Origin of the sequence: Pseudolysinimonas yzui, from assembly GCF_014653215.1 — a bacterium.
GTDB classification, from domain to species: domain Bacteria; phylum Actinomycetota; class Actinomycetes; order Actinomycetales; family Microbacteriaceae; genus Pseudolysinimonas_A; species Pseudolysinimonas_A yzui.
On record NZ_BNAI01000011.1, the window covers coordinates 1 to 15,562 of the forward strand.

The following is a 15,562-nucleotide window of genomic DNA, read 5'->3' on the forward strand; positions in this document are numbered from 1 at the left end:
GCCTCAAACGACGCCTCGCCCGCATCGTCTACAACCACCTGACCACCGACCAAGCCTCCGCGACCGCCCCCCTCGCGGCCGCAGCTTGACATAGGAGAAACGCATGTTCGTCCGCTCATCCCGCGTGCACTACAGCGCCTCCGACCTCAAGGCTGCGGTCGAGTGCGAGTGGGCGCTCATGCGAAAGCTCGACGCGAAGCTGGGACGCATCGAGGCGATCGAGGAAGCCGACGATCCGATGCTCGCCCGGGCGAGTCTTCTCGGTGGGGAGCACGAAGCCCGCGCGCTCGAGAACTACAAGTCCACCTACGCCGACAGCGTCGTCGAGATCGAGACCGAAGACGCGCGCGCCGACCCCGACATCCTCCGCGCCGCGCAAGAGCGCACCATCGAAGCGCTTCAGCAGGGCAAGGATGTCGTCTTCCAGGCCACCTTCTTCGATGAGCCCGACGACAGCCGCATCGGGTTCGTGGGGTTCGCCGACTTCTTGGTGAAGGTCCCCGCGGAGGGGGTCTCGACACGCGGCCCGGAGGGCCGCTACTCGACCACCGAGGGGGGTGAGTTCGCGTACCAGGTGTGGGACACCAAACTCGCTCGCAAAGCGCGCGTCACCGCGCTTCTGCAGCTCGCGGCGTATGCCGACCAGTTGCGCAAGCTCGGCATCCCGGTTGCTGATGAGACGTACCTGCTGCTCGGCAATGGGGAAGAGAGCAAGCACTCGCTCAAAGACATCGAGCCGGTGTTCCACGACCGGGTCGCACGGCTGAAAGAGATGATCGAGGCGCGGCTCGACGATCCGAATCCCATCGAGTGGGGTGCTGCCGGGTATGTGGCCGATGGGCGGTGCGAGTGGTGTGCGCCCGAGATCGAACGCACCCGCGATGTGCTGCTCGTCGCCGGGATGCGCACCACCGCGCGGGCACGCCTGGCTGAGGTCGGCATCCGCACGATCGATGAACTCGCCGCCTCCGAGGGGCCCGTCGAGGGGATCGGGGATCACGCCCTCGCGAAACTGCGGGCTCAGGCTCGGATGCAACTTCAGGCTCCCGGAGATGACGAGAGCGGGCTGCATCGGGTGGCGTGGGAGATCGCGTCGGCGCAGGGGTTGGCGGCTCTGCCGCCGGCGGATGCGGGTGACATCTTCTTCGACTTCGAAGGGGATCCGTTGTGGACCGCCAACGGGTTGGACTGGGGGCTCGACTACCTGTGGGGGTTGGTCACGCTTGAGGGTCTCGACACGCCGCCGGAGGCGGCTACTCGACCACCGAAAGAAGTGTTCACAGCGTTCTGGGCACACGATCGGAACGAAGAGAAGCAGGCGCTGATCGACTTTCTGGAGTTCGTGCAGCAGCGCCGCCAGCGGCATCCCGGGCTGCACATCTACCACTACGCCGACTACGAGCGGGCGCACCTGCAGGCGCTGACCGCGCGCTACGGGGTGGGTGAGAGCATCCTCGATGAACTGCTCACCGAGGATGTGTTCGTCGACCTGTACCCGATCGTGCGGCGCAGCATCCGCATCTCGGAAGGCTCCTACTCGATCAAACGCCTCGAGCCGCTCTACATGGGCGCCGACGTGCGCACCGGCGACCTCACCAAAGGCGACGAGTCGATTCAGTTCTACGTCGACTACACCGAGCTGCGGGATGCCGGGGCCGAGGCCGACGCGCAGGCGAAGCTCGAAGAGATCCGGGCCTACAACGAGTACGACTGCGTCTCGACCCACCGGCTGCGCAACTGGCTGCTCGAACGGGCTCGCGAGAACGGCGTCGAGCCGGTCAGCACGCGGGTGGCGCGCGAGATCGAAGAGAAAGAGATCGAGCGGCGTGAGGCGACCGTGCGTGACGCGCTGTACGCGCACGTCGACGGCATCCCGGCTGAAGATCGCACCGCCGACCAGCAGGCGATCGCCCTCGCCGCCGCCGCCATCGAATACCACCGGCGCGAAGACAAGACCTACTGGTGGGGGCACTTCGCGCGGCAAGGAATGGATGACGGCGACCTCGCCGACGACCGCGAAGTGTTCTTCATCGAGAAGACCACCCTCGTGTCGGACTGGGCGAAGCCGACGCCGCGGTCTGCTGAGCATCGGGTGATCAAGGTGCGCGGCACCATGGCCGGCGGAGCCCGTGTGCGCGAAGGCGACCAGCCGTTCGCGATGTACGAGCAGCCCGTGCCCGACGTGTGCGGTGAGACCGCGCCCGGGCTGCGCGGCGAGCACGACAAGACACGCATCCTCTCGGTGACCGCGGTGGACGGCCGGCCGGATGCCTACGACATCGAGCTCGACGAGAACGTCGGGCGGGGCGGTGAGCCGTGGACGGCCCTGCCCATCGCCCTCACCCCTGGTCGCCCGATCCCCACGAAGGCGCAGCGCGAAGCCATCCTCAAGTGGGGTGCCCGCGTCGCCGAGTCCCTCGGTGGTCGAGTAGCGGCGCAGCCGCGTGTCGAGACCCACCTCGCAGACCCGGCGCTAGACATCCTTCGGCGGATCCCGCCGCGCATGGTGGATGGCGACGGGCTCGAACCGATCGGCATCGACGGGGTGCCGGCGGCGATCGTCGAGTCGCTCGTGCGGCTCGACCGCTCCTACCTGGCGGTGCAGGGGCCGCCCGGGTCGGGTAAGACCTACGTCGGGTCGAACGTGATCGCGCACCTCGTGACCGAGCTGGGCTGGAAGGTCGGCGTCGTCGCACAGTCGCACGACGTCATCGAGAACCTGCTGGGCAAGGTGCTGGATGCCGGGGTTCCCCCGGAGCGGGTCGGCAAGAAGGCCCCCAGCTCCGGTTACCCCACCCCGCCCCGCTGGACGGTGCTGCCCGGCAACGACGATATCCCTCTGTTCATCGGCGAGCACTTCACCGCCGGGTTCGTGCTCGGCGGAACCGCCTGGGATTTCGCGAACGGCGGCAAAGTGCAGCCCGACAGTCTCGACCTGCTCGTCATCGACGAAGCCGGCCAGTACTCCCTCGCCGACACCATCGCCGTGTCGGTGGCGGCGCAGCGGCTGCTGCTGCTCGGTGACCCGCAGCAACTGCCGCAGGTCACCACGGGAGCCCACCCGGAACACATCTACCTCTCCGCCCTCGGCTGGCTGAGCGACGGGCTCGACGTGCTGCCCGCCGAACTCGGGTACTTCCTCGAAGAGACCTGGCGCATGCATCCCGACCTCACCCGACCGGTGTCGGATCTGTCGTACGAAGGCCGCCTGCGCTCCCACCTGCCCGACACCACCGACCGCCTGCTCGACGGCGTCGCCCCGGGCCTCCACGCCATCCCGATCGACCACGTCGGCAACTCGATCGAATCGGTCGAGGAGTGCGCCGCCGTCGTCGCCCTGGTGAAACGGCACATCGGGATGCCGTGGCGCGATCCGTCGACAGGTCGCGATGACCTGCTGCGGCCGGCCGACTTGATCGTCGTCGCGCCGTACAACGCCCAGGTGGATCTGCTGCGCCGCACCCTCGCTGCCGCCGGGCTCGGCGACGTGCCGGTGGGAACGGTCGACAAGTTCCAGGGGCAGGAGGCGGCGGTCGCGATCGTGTCGCTCACGGCATCCTCAGCGGCGGATGTGCCGCGCGGCATCTCGTTCCTGCTGCAGCGCAACCGGCTCAACGTCGCCATCTCGCGCGGCAAGTGGGCGGCCTATCTCATCCACTCCCCCGCCCTGCGCGACTACCTGCCCCACACCCCGCAAGCCCTCGCCGAACTCTCCGGCTTCATCCGCCTGACCTCCCCCGCCCCCACCGCGGGTTGAGGAGCGCCCGGCTCAGCCGGACGCGTCTCGAAACCCCACCCCTCCACAGCCTGGCCAGTGGGGAGATCTTCCCAATCGTCGTGTATCACCGGTGATACAGTGCCCTCATGGGCGAGCCTAGAACCGTGACCATTCGAGACCTGAGAAATCGAGGCGGCGAGATCCTCGCCGAGGTGGCGCGCGGCGAGGCGATGATCGTCACGCGTGACGGCGAGCCGATCGCCGAGATCCGCCCCCTTCCGCGCCGTGGAGTCTCGACGGCCGAACTCATCGCCCGCCGTCGACACCTACCCGATATCGATCCCGACAAGCTGCGCGCCGACATCGACAGCATCTTGGACCAGTCGCTGTGACCGCCGAACGCGGACTCATCGACACCAATGTCGTCATCCGGCTCGCCCACCTCGACCCTGAGTCGTTGCCTGCCGTCTCGGCAATCAGCACCGTCACGCTGGCGGAGCTTTCGGTGGGGCCGCTGCTGACCACCGATCCTCGCGAGCGCGCGCTACGCCAATTGCACGTGCAGCAAGCCGAATCCGACTTCGAGCCCCTGCCGTTCGATGCCGCGGTCGCTCGCATATACAGCGGAGTAGCGGCCGACCTCCGCCTTGCGGGCAGAAAGCGCGTCGCCCGAGCGTTCGACTCGCTCATCGCTGCCACCGCGATCTCGCACAATATACCGCTCTACACGGCCAACCCCGACGACTTCGCGGCGATCAGCGGCCTCGACGTGCGGACGGTGCGCGAGGCATCGGCCTAGAGGTCGAGCGCGTCGCGTAGGTACATCTGGATGGTGTCGAACGTCTCCTCGTCGACCGCACCCGTCCACCGCAGTATCCGCTCGCGCGCGACGCACCGCGGTTGCTCGGTCATCGCCCAACTCGCGGCACTGAGACCGGTCATCCCGGCCACGGGAACGTGATTCGGCCAGCCCCGGTCGCGTGTGGTCAGCGGGATGACGATGGCCAGCGAGTCGACAGCTTCGAGAGCAGCCGCCGACGAGACGACGACACCCGGACGCACGCCACCCTGCTCACGCCCGCGGGTCGGCTCGAGGTCGACCCAGACCACATCACCCGGCAGAAGGTTCATCAGGGAGAGGGTCGTACTTCGCGAGGTCCTCGTTGGACGCTCGCTCCCAGATCTGTGTCTCCTCTTCGTACTCCGCCCACTGTGCAGGAGTCGTGCGCGCCCGCGCTTCTTTGATCGCGCGGAACCGTTCGGCGCGCTCATCCGCAGCGATGAGCTTCTCGATCACCTGCGCGACGGTGAGATCGGATGCCCGCGCCCGCGCGTTAAGACGGTCGCGGAGGTCTTCCGGCACTTTGATCGTCGTGGCCATCCCGGCAGTATACCCTCGGTATACTGCCGGATTCCGAGGATCTTCCCAGGCCCGACGCCGAGGTTCGTCTGCGAGACTTGCCGAAAATCCGAACAAGTGCCCCGGGAAGTGGCCGCCCGGCGTATCACCCAACGGTCACGCAGACGCCCGCGGGGCTCATCCCCCGCGGGCGTCGCGTATCGTCTGACGCGCCGACGTGAGGGCTAACGCCCGCGGCCCCCTCCGCCGCCTCCGCCGCCGCCCGAGAAGCTGCCGCCGGATGAGCCGCCGCTGAACGACGAACCCGACGAGCCGCTCCAGCCACTCGACGAGCCACCGGTGCCCCAACCGCCGCCGAAACCACCCCATCCACTGCCCGACGACGACGACTTCGCCTTTGCGACGACCGGCCGCGGAGGCTCGGGCGTCGCGCGGCGCAGCTGCTGGATCGTCGAGTTGAGCCGCCACGACGAGAAGTCGCTCGAGCCCGCCCACCAGGTGACGGGCACGTGCGCGGCGGCGGCCTTCACGGTGAGCTCTTCCGACCATTCGCGTTCGATGCCGAAGATCACGGCATACGGCAGCAGGCGCTCGTAGAGCTTCACGAGTTGCGCCTGGTCGTCGACATCCACCCGTTCTGCGCCTTCGGGGCTCTGCAGCATCCGGATGCGGTCCTCCTCGGCGAGCTGCATGTAGTCACGCATGCCGAGCAGGTGATCGTTGGTCTCCCGGCCCCGCGCGCTCAGCGGAGCGACCGTCGAGCGTCGGGCATACGTCGCGCGCGCGGCGAAGAACGCGATGACGGTCGAGATCGCCGTCGCTTCGAAGGCGCCGTCGCCGGCGAGCCGGGAGAAGGCGATGAAACCGCCGATGATCACGACGACCACCGAGAGGAAGAACAGCACCGACCACAGCCCGGTCGGCCGAGGGGTGTCTTGCAGACCGTCGCTCTTGAGCTTCTTGTCGACCGCGCGGTAGACCCCGGTGAGCTTCGTGCCGAGCGTCGTGTTCGACGAGCCGAGCGGGATGCGGCGGCCGGGCTGCGGGTCGGATCCGAAGATCGACTCGACGAGCTGGGTCTCCAGATCGTCGAGCCCGTCGGTGTGCAGCAGCTCGACGGCGAACGGGGCCGAGTCGTCGGTGGGGTGATCGAGCAGCCGCACGTTGCCGCGCACCGCGAGGTCGACGATCTGCGCCGCGAACGCCCGCTCCGGCCGGCCGGCGATGTACGCCGCGACCATCACGTTGAGCCCGTCGGGCGGCGTGTACTGCGGAATGATGATGTCGCTCGCACCGGTGCGCCGGGAGCGGTCGGCCCCCTGGGTCACGCCGGCGATGAACGCGATGACGACGCCGGCCGGGCCGACGATGAACGGCGCGGCCGCCTGCCAGAACGTCGGCGGTTCGTACACCGGCTCGTAGTCGCCGCCGCCGTCGTCGGTCGGCGGAGCCACCACCACCTCACCCGGAACGAACGTGCCCGGGGCGAACGCGATCGCGACGGTGAGCGACTCGTTCGGCACCAGACCGGTGGAGACGGCAGTGAACACCGCCGAGCCGTCGAGCGCCGTGGTCATCGTGAGCGGCTCGTCGCACTCCCCGACCAGCACGGCGCAGTCGGTCGCTCCGGTGAGGGCCGGCACGAGCGACGGGTCGACGCTGAGCGTCATGCTCACGCTCCCGAAGGGCTGCGCCCACCCGGTGCCGTTGACATCCCAATAGAACTCGTCGGCGCCGGTGTCGGCGAACGCCTCCACGACATCCATCTGGCGGTAGCTGATGACGTAGGTCTGCCGACCGTGCACGTAGGTGTCGTCGCCGAGGCCGACGCTGAAGAAGTCGTAGTAGTACTCGGTTGTGTACGGCACCGGCTGGCCGAACTCGTCGACCACCGAATCCACCGCGGTGTGCAGTTGCACGCCGTGCCGGTACTCGGGGATGTCGCGGTAGAACCCCTTGTTCTGGTCGAAGTCGGGGTAGACGGCGACGATCGTCTCGGTCACCTGCAGGTGCGCGTGACCGTCGGCGTCGCGGGTGAGCACGTAGCGCGCGTCGAACGACTCGATCGCGAAGTCGTCGAGGTCGGATTCGGATGCCGTCGCAGCTCCGGCGGGAGCGAACACCAGCGCGGCTCCGAGGGTGACGGTGGCGACGACGCGCGCGAACCTCGGCATTCCCTCACCCTATCGACGGGCGCGTAGGCTCGAACGGTGACCTCCGAGAGCCCCGGACGCCCCCGCCGCGCCAGCCTGGAAGTGCTGCGTGCCGAAGCCCAGGACGAACTCGGCACCGTCATCGTCGAGCGGCTGCGCTCGGGTGAAGACCCGTGGGCATTCATGGACGAGATCCCGACGGTCGACGAACTCGTGGTGCTGATTCTGCGCGCCGAACTGATCATGGCCGACAACTCGCGCCGCCCCACCCCCGAGGTGGATTACCGGATGCTGCGCCAGATCGCCCTCGCCTACCCCGACCTCACCCCGACGGTGTGGTCGATGCTCGACCGCCGCATGGCGAGCGCCTGATGTCGGCATCCGCTCTCGCCCTGTTTACCTTCGACTCCGCGGGTTCCGCGACCGGTTACCGGTTGGTCGACCCCGCCCAGCCAGCGCTCACCGTGACCGAGCTCGCGGCGACCCGCGGCGACGGGGTGTTCGAGACCGTCGGGCTGCACGAGGGTCACCCGATCAAGGCCGCGCGGCACTTCGAGCGGTTCGCCCAGTCGGTGCGGATGCTCGACCTGCCCGCGCAGGACTGGACCATCTGGGATGCCGCCCTGCACGAGGTCGCCGCCGCACTCGACCTCGACCCGTCGAGTGAGGGCTGGGTCAAGATGGTGCTCAGCCGCGGTATCGAAGGCGGCACGACGCCCACCGGCTGGGCCTACGCGACGGCCTCGGCATCCACCGCCTCCGTGCGCGCCGACGGGTTGCGGGTCGTGCTGCTCGACCGCGGCTACCGGCACGACATCGCACAGACCGCTCCGTGGTTGCTGCAGGGCGCGAAGACGATCTCGTACGCCGTCAATCGGTCCGCCTACCGTGAGGCGGCCAGGCGGGATGCCGACGACGTCGTGTTCGTCTCGAGCGACGGGTACCTGCTCGAAGGCCCCACCTCGACGCTCGTGCTGCGCACCGGGATGACGTTGCGCACCACCCGCACCGACGCCGGCATCCTCGCCGGCACCACGCAGGCGGAACTCTTCGAGTGGGCCGCCGGCAACGGGTACGAGACCACCTACGAGTTGCTCACCCCGGCCGACCTCGCCGCCGCCGACGCCGCGTGGCTCGTCTCATCGGTGCGGCTCGCCGCCCCCATCCGTGCCGTCGACGGCACCCCCAAGCCGGTGGATGCCGCCCTCACGGCATCCTTCACCGCCCACCTGCACTCCCTCGCGGGCTGACCTTCCGCGGGTCGAGTGCCCGCGTAGCGGGTGTATCGAGACCGCGCCCCGAGCAACCTCATCCCGCCGCTCGCGGAAACTTCTTCCTACTGAGCGCAGGCAGGTCGTTGAACCGTCCGGCGATGAGCGCTTCCCGTTTCGCCCGCGACCAGCCTTGAATGCGCTTTTCCAGCAGGTACGCGTCGTCGATGCGGTCGAACTCGGCGAACCACATGAGCTCCACCGGAAGCCGCTTCGCGGTGTATGCAGATCCCATGCCCGACGCATGCTGTTCGAGTCGGTGCTCGAGGTTCCTCGTGCTGCCGACGTAGTAGCTCAGGTCGGCACAGCGCAGGATGTAGCAGGCGATCATCCTGACATCGTCGCGCCCTCGCCGTTGCGCTGCCGCCGGCATCCACAGGTCGTCAGCGCGGGCGGGGTCTCGATACACCGCCTTCGGCGGCACTCGACCCGCGGGAACCTCCCGTGGCACTCGACCCGCGAGGGGCGGGCGGGGGTTAAACCACGAACGACCCCGGGTCTAGAAATCCCAGGGCCGTTCAGTGACCAATCCGGCGTCCGCGATCCGCGAGCTCACGGACCGAAGCAGCCTGCGCTCCTCCCGACTATGACGCCAGGGGGCCGCTGAGCCCCGCCCCGTTCTGACCCGAGTATGACCCCGAGTCAGCCGGTCTGCGGTCCCTCGGCCGGCGGCTGTGACACCGTCCGCTTCGGGTTTCGCCGTTTCGGTTGAGACGAGATTACTCAGCCCCACGCGGCGCACAACCCGTCAAGTTTCGCTAGATAGTTGAGAGTTGCGGGTTAAATACTGACGGCGGTGATATCGTCCGCGAAAATCGCTCTTACCCCCGTAATGCGATTCGCGTTAGTGACGAGATCACCGCCGTCTGGCTAGTCCCCCAACTAGTGCTCTTGAAGAGTAGCCAGGATTGTCTATCCCCCGCTGTCCCCAGTGGGGGTGTCCGCACCATGGAGGACAAAACGGGGTACAAAGTCGGAGTGGCCGGGAAGGTGCCGACAACGACGAACGGCCCCCGAAAACCGCGTTCCCACCAGCAAGCTGGGGGTTCGTCGAGCCTCGAGGACCGTTCTGTCGCCTTCAGGTTTCCCTTCCGGCGAACACAAGATTACTCAGCGGTGAACAGTGCGCAACCCGTTAACTTTCACTAGATAGTTGAGGGTTTGCGCGGGGTCTCGACACCGCTACTCGGCCACCGCATCCTTGAGCAGCGAGATGAGCGCCTCGAGCTGCACGGAGCCTTCCGCCGCCTCGAAATCTTCGCCGTCGAGGGCCCGCGCCGCGAGGCCGGCCTTGCTGTCGATGAGCTCCGAGATGCGGCCGTCGATCGTTCCGGCGGCGATGATGCGCCACGCGGTGACCGGCAGCTCCTGCCCGATGCGGTGCACGCGGTCGATCGCCTGCGTCTGCTCGGCGTTCGTCCACGACAGTTCCGCGAGAACGACGTTGGATGCCACCTGCAGGTTGATGCCGACGCCCGCCGCAGTGAGCGAGCAGACCGCGACCGACACCTCGGGGTCGTTGGTGAACGCGTCGAGCGCGAGCGTGCGGGCCTTCGTGGTCTGCTCGCCGCGGATCGACACCGTCTTGAGGCCGGCCTTCTTGAAGAACTTCTCGGCCTCATCCATCACGTCGATGTGCTTCGCGAAGAACACCACCTTGCCGACGTTGCGCGCCAGGTTGACGGTGTAGTCGGCCGCCGGAACGGCCTTCGCCTGCCCGATGCGCCGCACCATCGCGAACACGTTGGTGCCGTCGGCACCTCCCCCACGCGACTCCTCGAGTTCGGCGGCGGCGACCATGCGGATGGCCTCCTCCCGCGACGTGTCGGGGCGCGCCGCGGTGAGGCGCCGGTAACGCTCCACCAGGCGGGCGATGAGCGCCTGCTCGGCTTCGTGGATCGAGCGGCCGGCTTCGCCGTCGAGTTCGACCGGGATGTCGGCGATGCGTCGGGCGGGGATGTCGGCGGCGACATCCACCTTCTTACGCCGCACGATGCCCATGTCGATGACCGCGTTGCGGGCCGCCGAGAAGAAGCCCGGGTCGCCGGGGTTCAGCTCGGTCTCCTCGAGTTTGCGCATGAGGGCGCTCAGCGGCTTCTTGTCGTCGATCCAGCCGAGGTACTGCCAGATCATCCTGAAGTCTTCGATCTGGTTGATCAGCGGCGTACCGGTGAGCGCGACGAACAGCGCATTCGGCGTGACCGCGCGGATGCTCTTCGACAGCGACAGCACGTTCTTGCTGCGCTGCGAGTCCTTGTTCTTGATGAAGTGCGCCTCGTCGACGACCATGCCCTTGAAGCCACGGCGCGAGAGCCACGCCACGTGGCGGTCGAGCACCTCGTAGTTGACGATCACGACGTCGGCGAACGCGTCGATGTCGTCGCCGTCACCGTGCACGACGGTCGCGACGCGATGCGGCGTCCACTTCTCGACCTCGCGCGCCCAGTTGACCTTGACGACGTTCGGCACGACGACGACGAGCGGGTACGAGCCGGATGCCTCGGCGGCGAGCAGTGCCTGCGCGGTCTTGCCGAGCCCGGGCTCGTCGGCGAGCAGGTAGGTGCGGTGGCCGGCGCGGGCGCTCTCGATGAAGCGCGCCTGGTGCCGCATCAGCTCTTTGCCGCCGGCGGCCGCGAGCGAACGCGCCTCGGGCAGATCCATGCTGGCGGCTCCGCCACCCGATCCCATCTCGAACGACCGGAACAGCGGCTCGATGAGCTCCCAGTTCGCGAGGCGCCCGGCGGTCGACGACTTGGATGCCGTGGCCGACGAGAAGTCGGGCGCGAGGAACGGGTTGGCCATCTGGTACTGCTTCACCGACTGCGGAACGACGTGCTTCTCGTCGTCGCGCGTCGCCGGTGCTTCGGTGACGACGATGAGATCTTCGGGCGACAGCTCGGCGCCGGCCTCGAGCAGCATCGCCCGCTTGGCCTCCTGCGCCTGCGGGGTGAGCGGCGCGGTGTCGGTGAGCAACTGGATGAGCGAGGTGTCGCGCGACGCGGTCTTCGCCATGATCGTCGCGATGCCGTCGAGCCGCGTCAGCTCTTTCGTGCGTTCGGCATCCGTCAGCGCCTTGTCGGTCTTGATGCGGGTGCGCTCCTCGCGCACCAACGCGGCGACCACCCGGAACTTGATGCGGTTCGACGGGTTGACCTTGCCGCGCTCGGCGGAGTTCTCGATCGCCCGCACGGTGCGCGCGAGGATCGGGATGACGCCGGTCTCGTCCTGGTGCTGACGCCGCCGCTGCGATTGCGCGTTCGAGCGCTTGCGGGTCGACGACCTCTGCCCCGAAGGACTCTTGCTCTGCCCGGAAGGGCTCATCGGTCTCCTTGGCCCCCGCAGTGATTCGGGAGCCTGCTGTGCGATCCGCTCGGGGAGCGGATCGTATGTGATCCAAGACATGCTCCGCGAAACGTACCCAGACCCGGCTTGACCGGTGGGTGGGGAGCGCGACCAGTCTAGCGCAGCCGGGCCGCGGTTAGGATCGCATGTGCTCTCCACCGCCCTCCGGGTCCTCGTGCGGTGCTGGCCCGCCCTGCTCGCCTGGTACCTGCTGGGGTGGACGCTTCGGGCGCTGGTCATCCGGCTCGCCGCCTTCGTGGCCAACGCCAGTGACCTGTTCGGGCTGCTCATCCTGCCGCTCGCGATCCTCGCCCAACTCGCGGCATTCGTGGGCATGTATCTGGCGATCCGACGGGAGCTTCCGCACCTCGGTCGGGTCGACGACGTCGAGGTCGGCGAAGCGGCCCCGGGCGCGATCCGGCGTTGGCGCGAGACGCTGCTCGCCGCCATCCTGCCGTTCTTCCTGCTCTACGTCGCGTGGAACCTCATCCGCACCGACCTTCTCGACTACTTCGGGTCCGCACTGGAGCAGGCCGATCTGCTCGGTGGCGGCAATGTCGCCAACACGTCGATCCCGCTGAGCGTCATGACGGCCACGCTGGTCGTCGTCGCGTTCGGCCTGCGCTGGCTCCTGGGTCGGTTCGCCGCGAAACTGCCGCGCTGGACGGCCGCGGTCGCCACCTACCTCGAGGCCGTCTGGGTGCTGGTGCTGTTGCTCGTCATCCAGGATCTGGTCGCCCAGGTGCCCCCGTGGCTCGCGACGCGACGGATGTTCGCGTGGGCCGTCGACGGGTGGGCCGGCATCGTCGACTCGTTGCCGTGGCTCGGCACCGTCGGCGATGTCGTCGGCTGGACACTCGGCCAGACCGGCACGCTCATCGCGCTGCCGCTCGCCTGGCTCGCCATCGCATCCATCATCTACTTCGGCACGATGCCGCGCAGCAAGCGTCCCGCGCCCACGACCCTGTCGAAGGCGAGCGAGCGGTGGTCGAGGATGCCGGTGTGGCTGCGGCGCATCGGCACCAGAATCTCGGCCGGGCTGGTCGACCGTTGGGGTCCGGTCGCGCTTGCGGCGCGGCTCATCTGGCGCTCCGGCCCGATCGCGCTCGGCACCTACCTGCTGGCGTTCGCCGTCGTCACCGCGGCCGGCACCTGGCTGACCCTGGGGATCTACCGCCTGCTGGGGCCGCACGAGACCGGCTGGTGGTACGGCGCCAGCGACGCCGTCGAGGTCGTCGTCATGGCGATCACGGGCGTGCTTCAGGTGTGCCTCGTCGCCGCGGCGTTCGATCACGCGCTGCGCAGTGACGAGGCCGAGGCTCTGATCGACGAAGCGGGTGACGTCGTCAGCTCAGCCGCAGCACCCGCGGCAGGGCAGCCGACGAGCTGAGTTCCACCACCGGGTTCAGTACCTCGCCGCGCGGCACCAGGAACGTCATCTGCAGGTCGTACGAGCCCACCTCGCTCAGCGAACAGGTCTGCTCGAACCGGTCGGGCACCCGGTAGTCGCTGACGAAGAGCTCGGAATCCCAGAAGCGTTCGAACCCGGCTTCGTTCGACACGATATGCACCCGGCAGAGGGCGACCTCCGGCGGTTCGACGACGTCGATCGCGAACGTGGCGACCACGACATCCGCCCCCGCGGCGGCACCCACCTCGGCGCCGTCGAGCACCTCGAGAGCGGTGAGCTGGATGTCGGCGCCCGAATAGCGCACCGTCTCACCGAGCTCGACGGCCTCCGGTTGCGGCTGAATCTCCTGGTAGGGGAACCACCGCGGAACGAGCGACACCACGATCGCGGTGGGGATCAGCACACCCAACGCGATGAGGAACCAGCGGTTGCGCCGCACCCACGCGCTCATCGGGCGCCGTCCCGCGGGGTTGCGAGTTCGACCCGGCCGGCGACGTCGAGTGGGGTGAGGTCGAGCGTGAGCTCGATCACGCTGTCGAGTCGAGCATCGATTCCCGGGCTGAGTCGCAGCACCGCCGCGGCGGCGCCGGGCATGGTCTGCACGTCGGCCGGCAGCTCGATGAGGATCGCCCCGGTGACCGGGAATCCGGCATCCGCGACCCGGCCGTCGACGGTGTCGGTGCTCGTGCGGTTCGTGCCCGGGTAGCGCACCCCGGCGATGAACAGGTTCGCCTCGACCCCCGTGCGCTCGATGCGCGCCTCGACGGTCGCATCCACGACGAGCCAGACCCCGGAGGTGGTGCCGGTCCAGGAGTTCAGCTCGACCACCTCGGCGAGGGCGACGTCGTTCACGGTCGCGACGAGATGCTGCGAGACGATCTGGTCGCCCACCCCGCCGGTCACCACGAACGGCGCCTCCACCTGGGGGGCGCCGGGGGTCGAGTACGCCACCCCGAACGCGAGCAGCAGCAGCCCGAGCCCGGCCGGCACGGCGAGCGCGCGTCTCATCGCTGCTCCCGGATGACGATCGGCACCTCGACCGCGACGTGCGGCCGCGCCCACCGGGTGCCTTCGAAGAGGTCGGCCTGCTCCGGGGTCGCGTCGGTGAGTCCGATGCGCACCTCCTCGCCCGCCTCGTACAGGTCGGCGTCGATCATGAAGATGAACTGGATGGTGTCAGGCACCCCGGGGCTGAGGGTCGAGCCGGGGCCGCCATCGCGCACGAGACGGGCCCACGTCGTGCTGCCCGAGAGCAGCACGTCCGGCTCGACGACGCCGGGCAGGGTGAACGCGTAGAACGCGGCCGACCCGAGCGACGACTGCGGCTCGGCCGTGAGGTTCTCCATCGTCGCCACCACGACCAGGAACGTCGTGCCCGGTTCGAGTTCGGTGTAGCCGTCGGGATGGGTGTCGGTGAGATAGATGTCGTCGATCGAGGTGCTCACCCGGTGCCCGGCGTACGGCTCACCGACCGGATGCTCGGGCACGACGGCGCTCTGCAGCTCGACGGTGTCCCAGCCGCCCAGCGGGATGGCGACGAGCCCGCCGGTGAGGAGCACACCGCCCGCGGCGATGACCGGCCACCACGCCCGCAGGTGGCTGCGCAGCGTCATCGGCGCTGGTCTTCGGGGATCGGCACCTTGATGAACCACCCGGCGAGCAGGAAGACGACGGCCGCGACGTACTGCGCGCCCTGCCACAGCGACCCCTCGAACGGCAGGGGCCAGATCGGGTTCCACACGACGGCGATCACCGCGAACAACGGCAACCACCACCACTGCTTCGCCTGGTACGCGAACACCGCGACGATCAGCGCGAAGATCGCGACGACGTACTGCACGACCGTGAACGGGCCGTCGCCCAGCACCGTCACCCCGATGAGCAGGGCGAGGGCGGCGATCAACCCGGGCGCGAGCGCGAGGCGACGGGTGCCGGGATCGGGCTTCGAGCCGTACCGGCCCGCGGGGCGAGAGCTAGATGAGGACATCCCAGCAACCCTACGATGTCGGCCATGGGCTTCTTCGATCAACTGGCCGACTCGTTCCGCTCCGCCGTCGGATCGGTCGACAACGACCTCCTCACCACCGGCATCCTCGGTCGCGCCGACCTGCTCGCCGTCGACCTTTCGGGCACGACGATGCAGTTCGGCAACGGACTCGTCGAACGCAAGTGCACCTTCTCGTTGCAGGTCTACCTCGACGGCGAGACCCCGTACCCCGCGACCTGCGTGCAGCGCGTGCAGGAGATCTACATCCCCCAGCTGGTGCCCGGTCAGACCGCCCTCGCCGTGCGCGTCGACCCGGCNAT

The 15,562-nt window shown here is 68.5% G+C and carries 15 protein-coding genes; 6 read left to right on the top strand and 9 right to left on the bottom strand.

Translation table 11 applies throughout. The features are described 5' to 3' along the window. Positions 1–103: 103 nt before the first annotated feature. The 3 genes from IE173_RS14410 to IE173_RS14420 all read left to right on the top strand — a co-directional run bounded on the left by IE173_RS14410 (position 104) and on the right by IE173_RS14420 (position 4,517). Positions 104–3,757, top strand: coding sequence for a TM0106 family RecB-like putative nuclease (locus IE173_RS14410; protein WP_191284223.1), 3,654 nt, complete (start codon positions 104–106; stop codon positions 3,755–3,757). Positions 3,758–3,882: 125 nt separating this feature from the next. Then, entirely contained in the window at positions 3,883–4,110 is a 228-nt protein-coding gene (locus IE173_RS14415; protein ID WP_229842131.1) for a type II toxin-antitoxin system Phd/YefM family antitoxin, read from the top strand. Beyond that, the gene (locus IE173_RS14420; protein WP_191284225.1) at positions 4,107–4,517 is read left to right on the top strand and encodes a type II toxin-antitoxin system VapC family toxin; all 411 of its coding nucleotides are present in this window, start codon (positions 4,107–4,109) and stop codon (positions 4,515–4,517) included. The genes IE173_RS14415 and IE173_RS14420 overlap by 4 nt, the downstream gene beginning before the upstream one ends. On the opposite strand, the gene IE173_RS14425 is transcribed toward IE173_RS14420, so the two are convergent. From IE173_RS14425 to IE173_RS14435, 3 genes are all read right to left on the bottom strand, one after another. Beyond that, positions 4,514–4,849, bottom strand: a complete 336-nt coding sequence (locus IE173_RS14425; protein ID WP_191284226.1) for a type II toxin-antitoxin system PemK/MazF family toxin — start codon at positions 4,847–4,849, stop codon at positions 4,514–4,516. The two genes, IE173_RS14420 and IE173_RS14425, sit on opposite strands and share 4 nt — an antisense overlap. Next, the gene (locus tag IE173_RS14430; protein WP_191284227.1) at positions 4,830–5,099 is read right to left on the bottom strand and encodes a toxin-antitoxin system protein; all 270 of its coding nucleotides are present in this window, start codon (positions 5,097–5,099) and stop codon (positions 4,830–4,832) included. The genes IE173_RS14425 and IE173_RS14430 overlap by 20 nt, the downstream gene beginning before the upstream one ends. 203 nt (positions 5,100–5,302) lie before the next feature. Next, positions 5,303–7,252: a DUF2207 domain-containing protein gene (locus tag IE173_RS14435; protein ID WP_191284228.1), complete on the bottom strand. Its 1,950-nt coding sequence runs from the start codon at positions 7,250–7,252 to the stop codon at positions 5,303–5,305. A gap of 36 nt (positions 7,253–7,288) precedes the next feature. Between IE173_RS14435 and IE173_RS14440 the strand changes: the two genes are divergently transcribed. Then, positions 7,289–7,603 carry a tryptophan synthase subunit alpha gene (locus IE173_RS14440; RefSeq protein ID WP_191284229.1) on the top strand — a complete coding sequence of 105 codons (315 nt, stop codon included), beginning with the start codon at positions 7,289–7,291 and terminating at the stop codon, positions 7,601–7,603. Further along, entirely contained in the window at positions 7,603–8,481 is an 879-nt protein-coding gene (locus IE173_RS14445) for an aminotransferase class IV (protein WP_191284230.1), read from the top strand. The genes IE173_RS14440 and IE173_RS14445 overlap by 1 nt, the downstream gene beginning before the upstream one ends. Positions 8,482–8,539: 58 nt before the next feature. Here IE173_RS14445 and IE173_RS14450 read toward each other — a convergent pair whose 3' ends face one another. Beyond that, the gene (locus IE173_RS14450) at positions 8,540–8,926 is read right to left on the bottom strand and encodes a GIY-YIG nuclease family protein (protein ID WP_229842132.1); all 387 of its coding nucleotides are present in this window, start codon (positions 8,924–8,926) and stop codon (positions 8,540–8,542) included. Between the two features lie 758 nt (positions 8,927–9,684). Then, positions 9,685–11,823: a DEAD/DEAH box helicase gene (locus tag IE173_RS14455; RefSeq protein WP_191284231.1), complete on the bottom strand. Its 2,139-nt coding sequence runs from the start codon at positions 11,821–11,823 to the stop codon at positions 9,685–9,687. 169 nt (positions 11,824–11,992) lie between these two features. Here IE173_RS14455 and IE173_RS14460 point away from each other — a divergent pair, with 169 nt between their 5' ends. Then, positions 11,993–13,234 (top strand): hypothetical protein, encoded by a 1,242-nt coding sequence (locus tag IE173_RS14460; RefSeq protein WP_191284232.1) that lies wholly within the window; start codon positions 11,993–11,995, stop codon positions 13,232–13,234. Here IE173_RS14460 and IE173_RS14465 read toward each other — a convergent pair. From IE173_RS14465 to IE173_RS14480, 4 genes are read right to left on the bottom strand one after another with little or no spacing between them, the layout of a single operon-like run. Beyond that, positions 13,191–13,706, bottom strand: coding sequence for a hypothetical protein (locus tag IE173_RS14465; protein ID WP_191284233.1), 516 nt, complete (start codon positions 13,704–13,706; stop codon positions 13,191–13,193). The two genes, IE173_RS14460 and IE173_RS14465, sit on opposite strands and share 44 nt — an antisense overlap. Beyond that, positions 13,703–14,263, bottom strand: a complete 561-nt coding sequence (locus tag IE173_RS14470) for a hypothetical protein (protein WP_191284234.1) — start codon at positions 14,261–14,263, stop codon at positions 13,703–13,705. Before IE173_RS14470 ends, IE173_RS14465 begins: the two co-directional genes overlap by 4 nt. Beyond that, the gene (locus tag IE173_RS14475; RefSeq protein ID WP_191284235.1) at positions 14,260–14,868 is read right to left on the bottom strand and encodes a hypothetical protein; all 609 of its coding nucleotides are present in this window, start codon (positions 14,866–14,868) and stop codon (positions 14,260–14,262) included. Before IE173_RS14475 ends, IE173_RS14470 begins: the two co-directional genes overlap by 4 nt. Further along, entirely contained in the window at positions 14,865–15,242 is a 378-nt protein-coding gene (locus IE173_RS14480) for a DUF6804 family protein (protein ID WP_191284236.1), read from the bottom strand. Before IE173_RS14480 ends, IE173_RS14475 begins: the two co-directional genes overlap by 4 nt. Between the last annotated feature and the right edge of the window lie 320 nt (positions 15,243–15,562).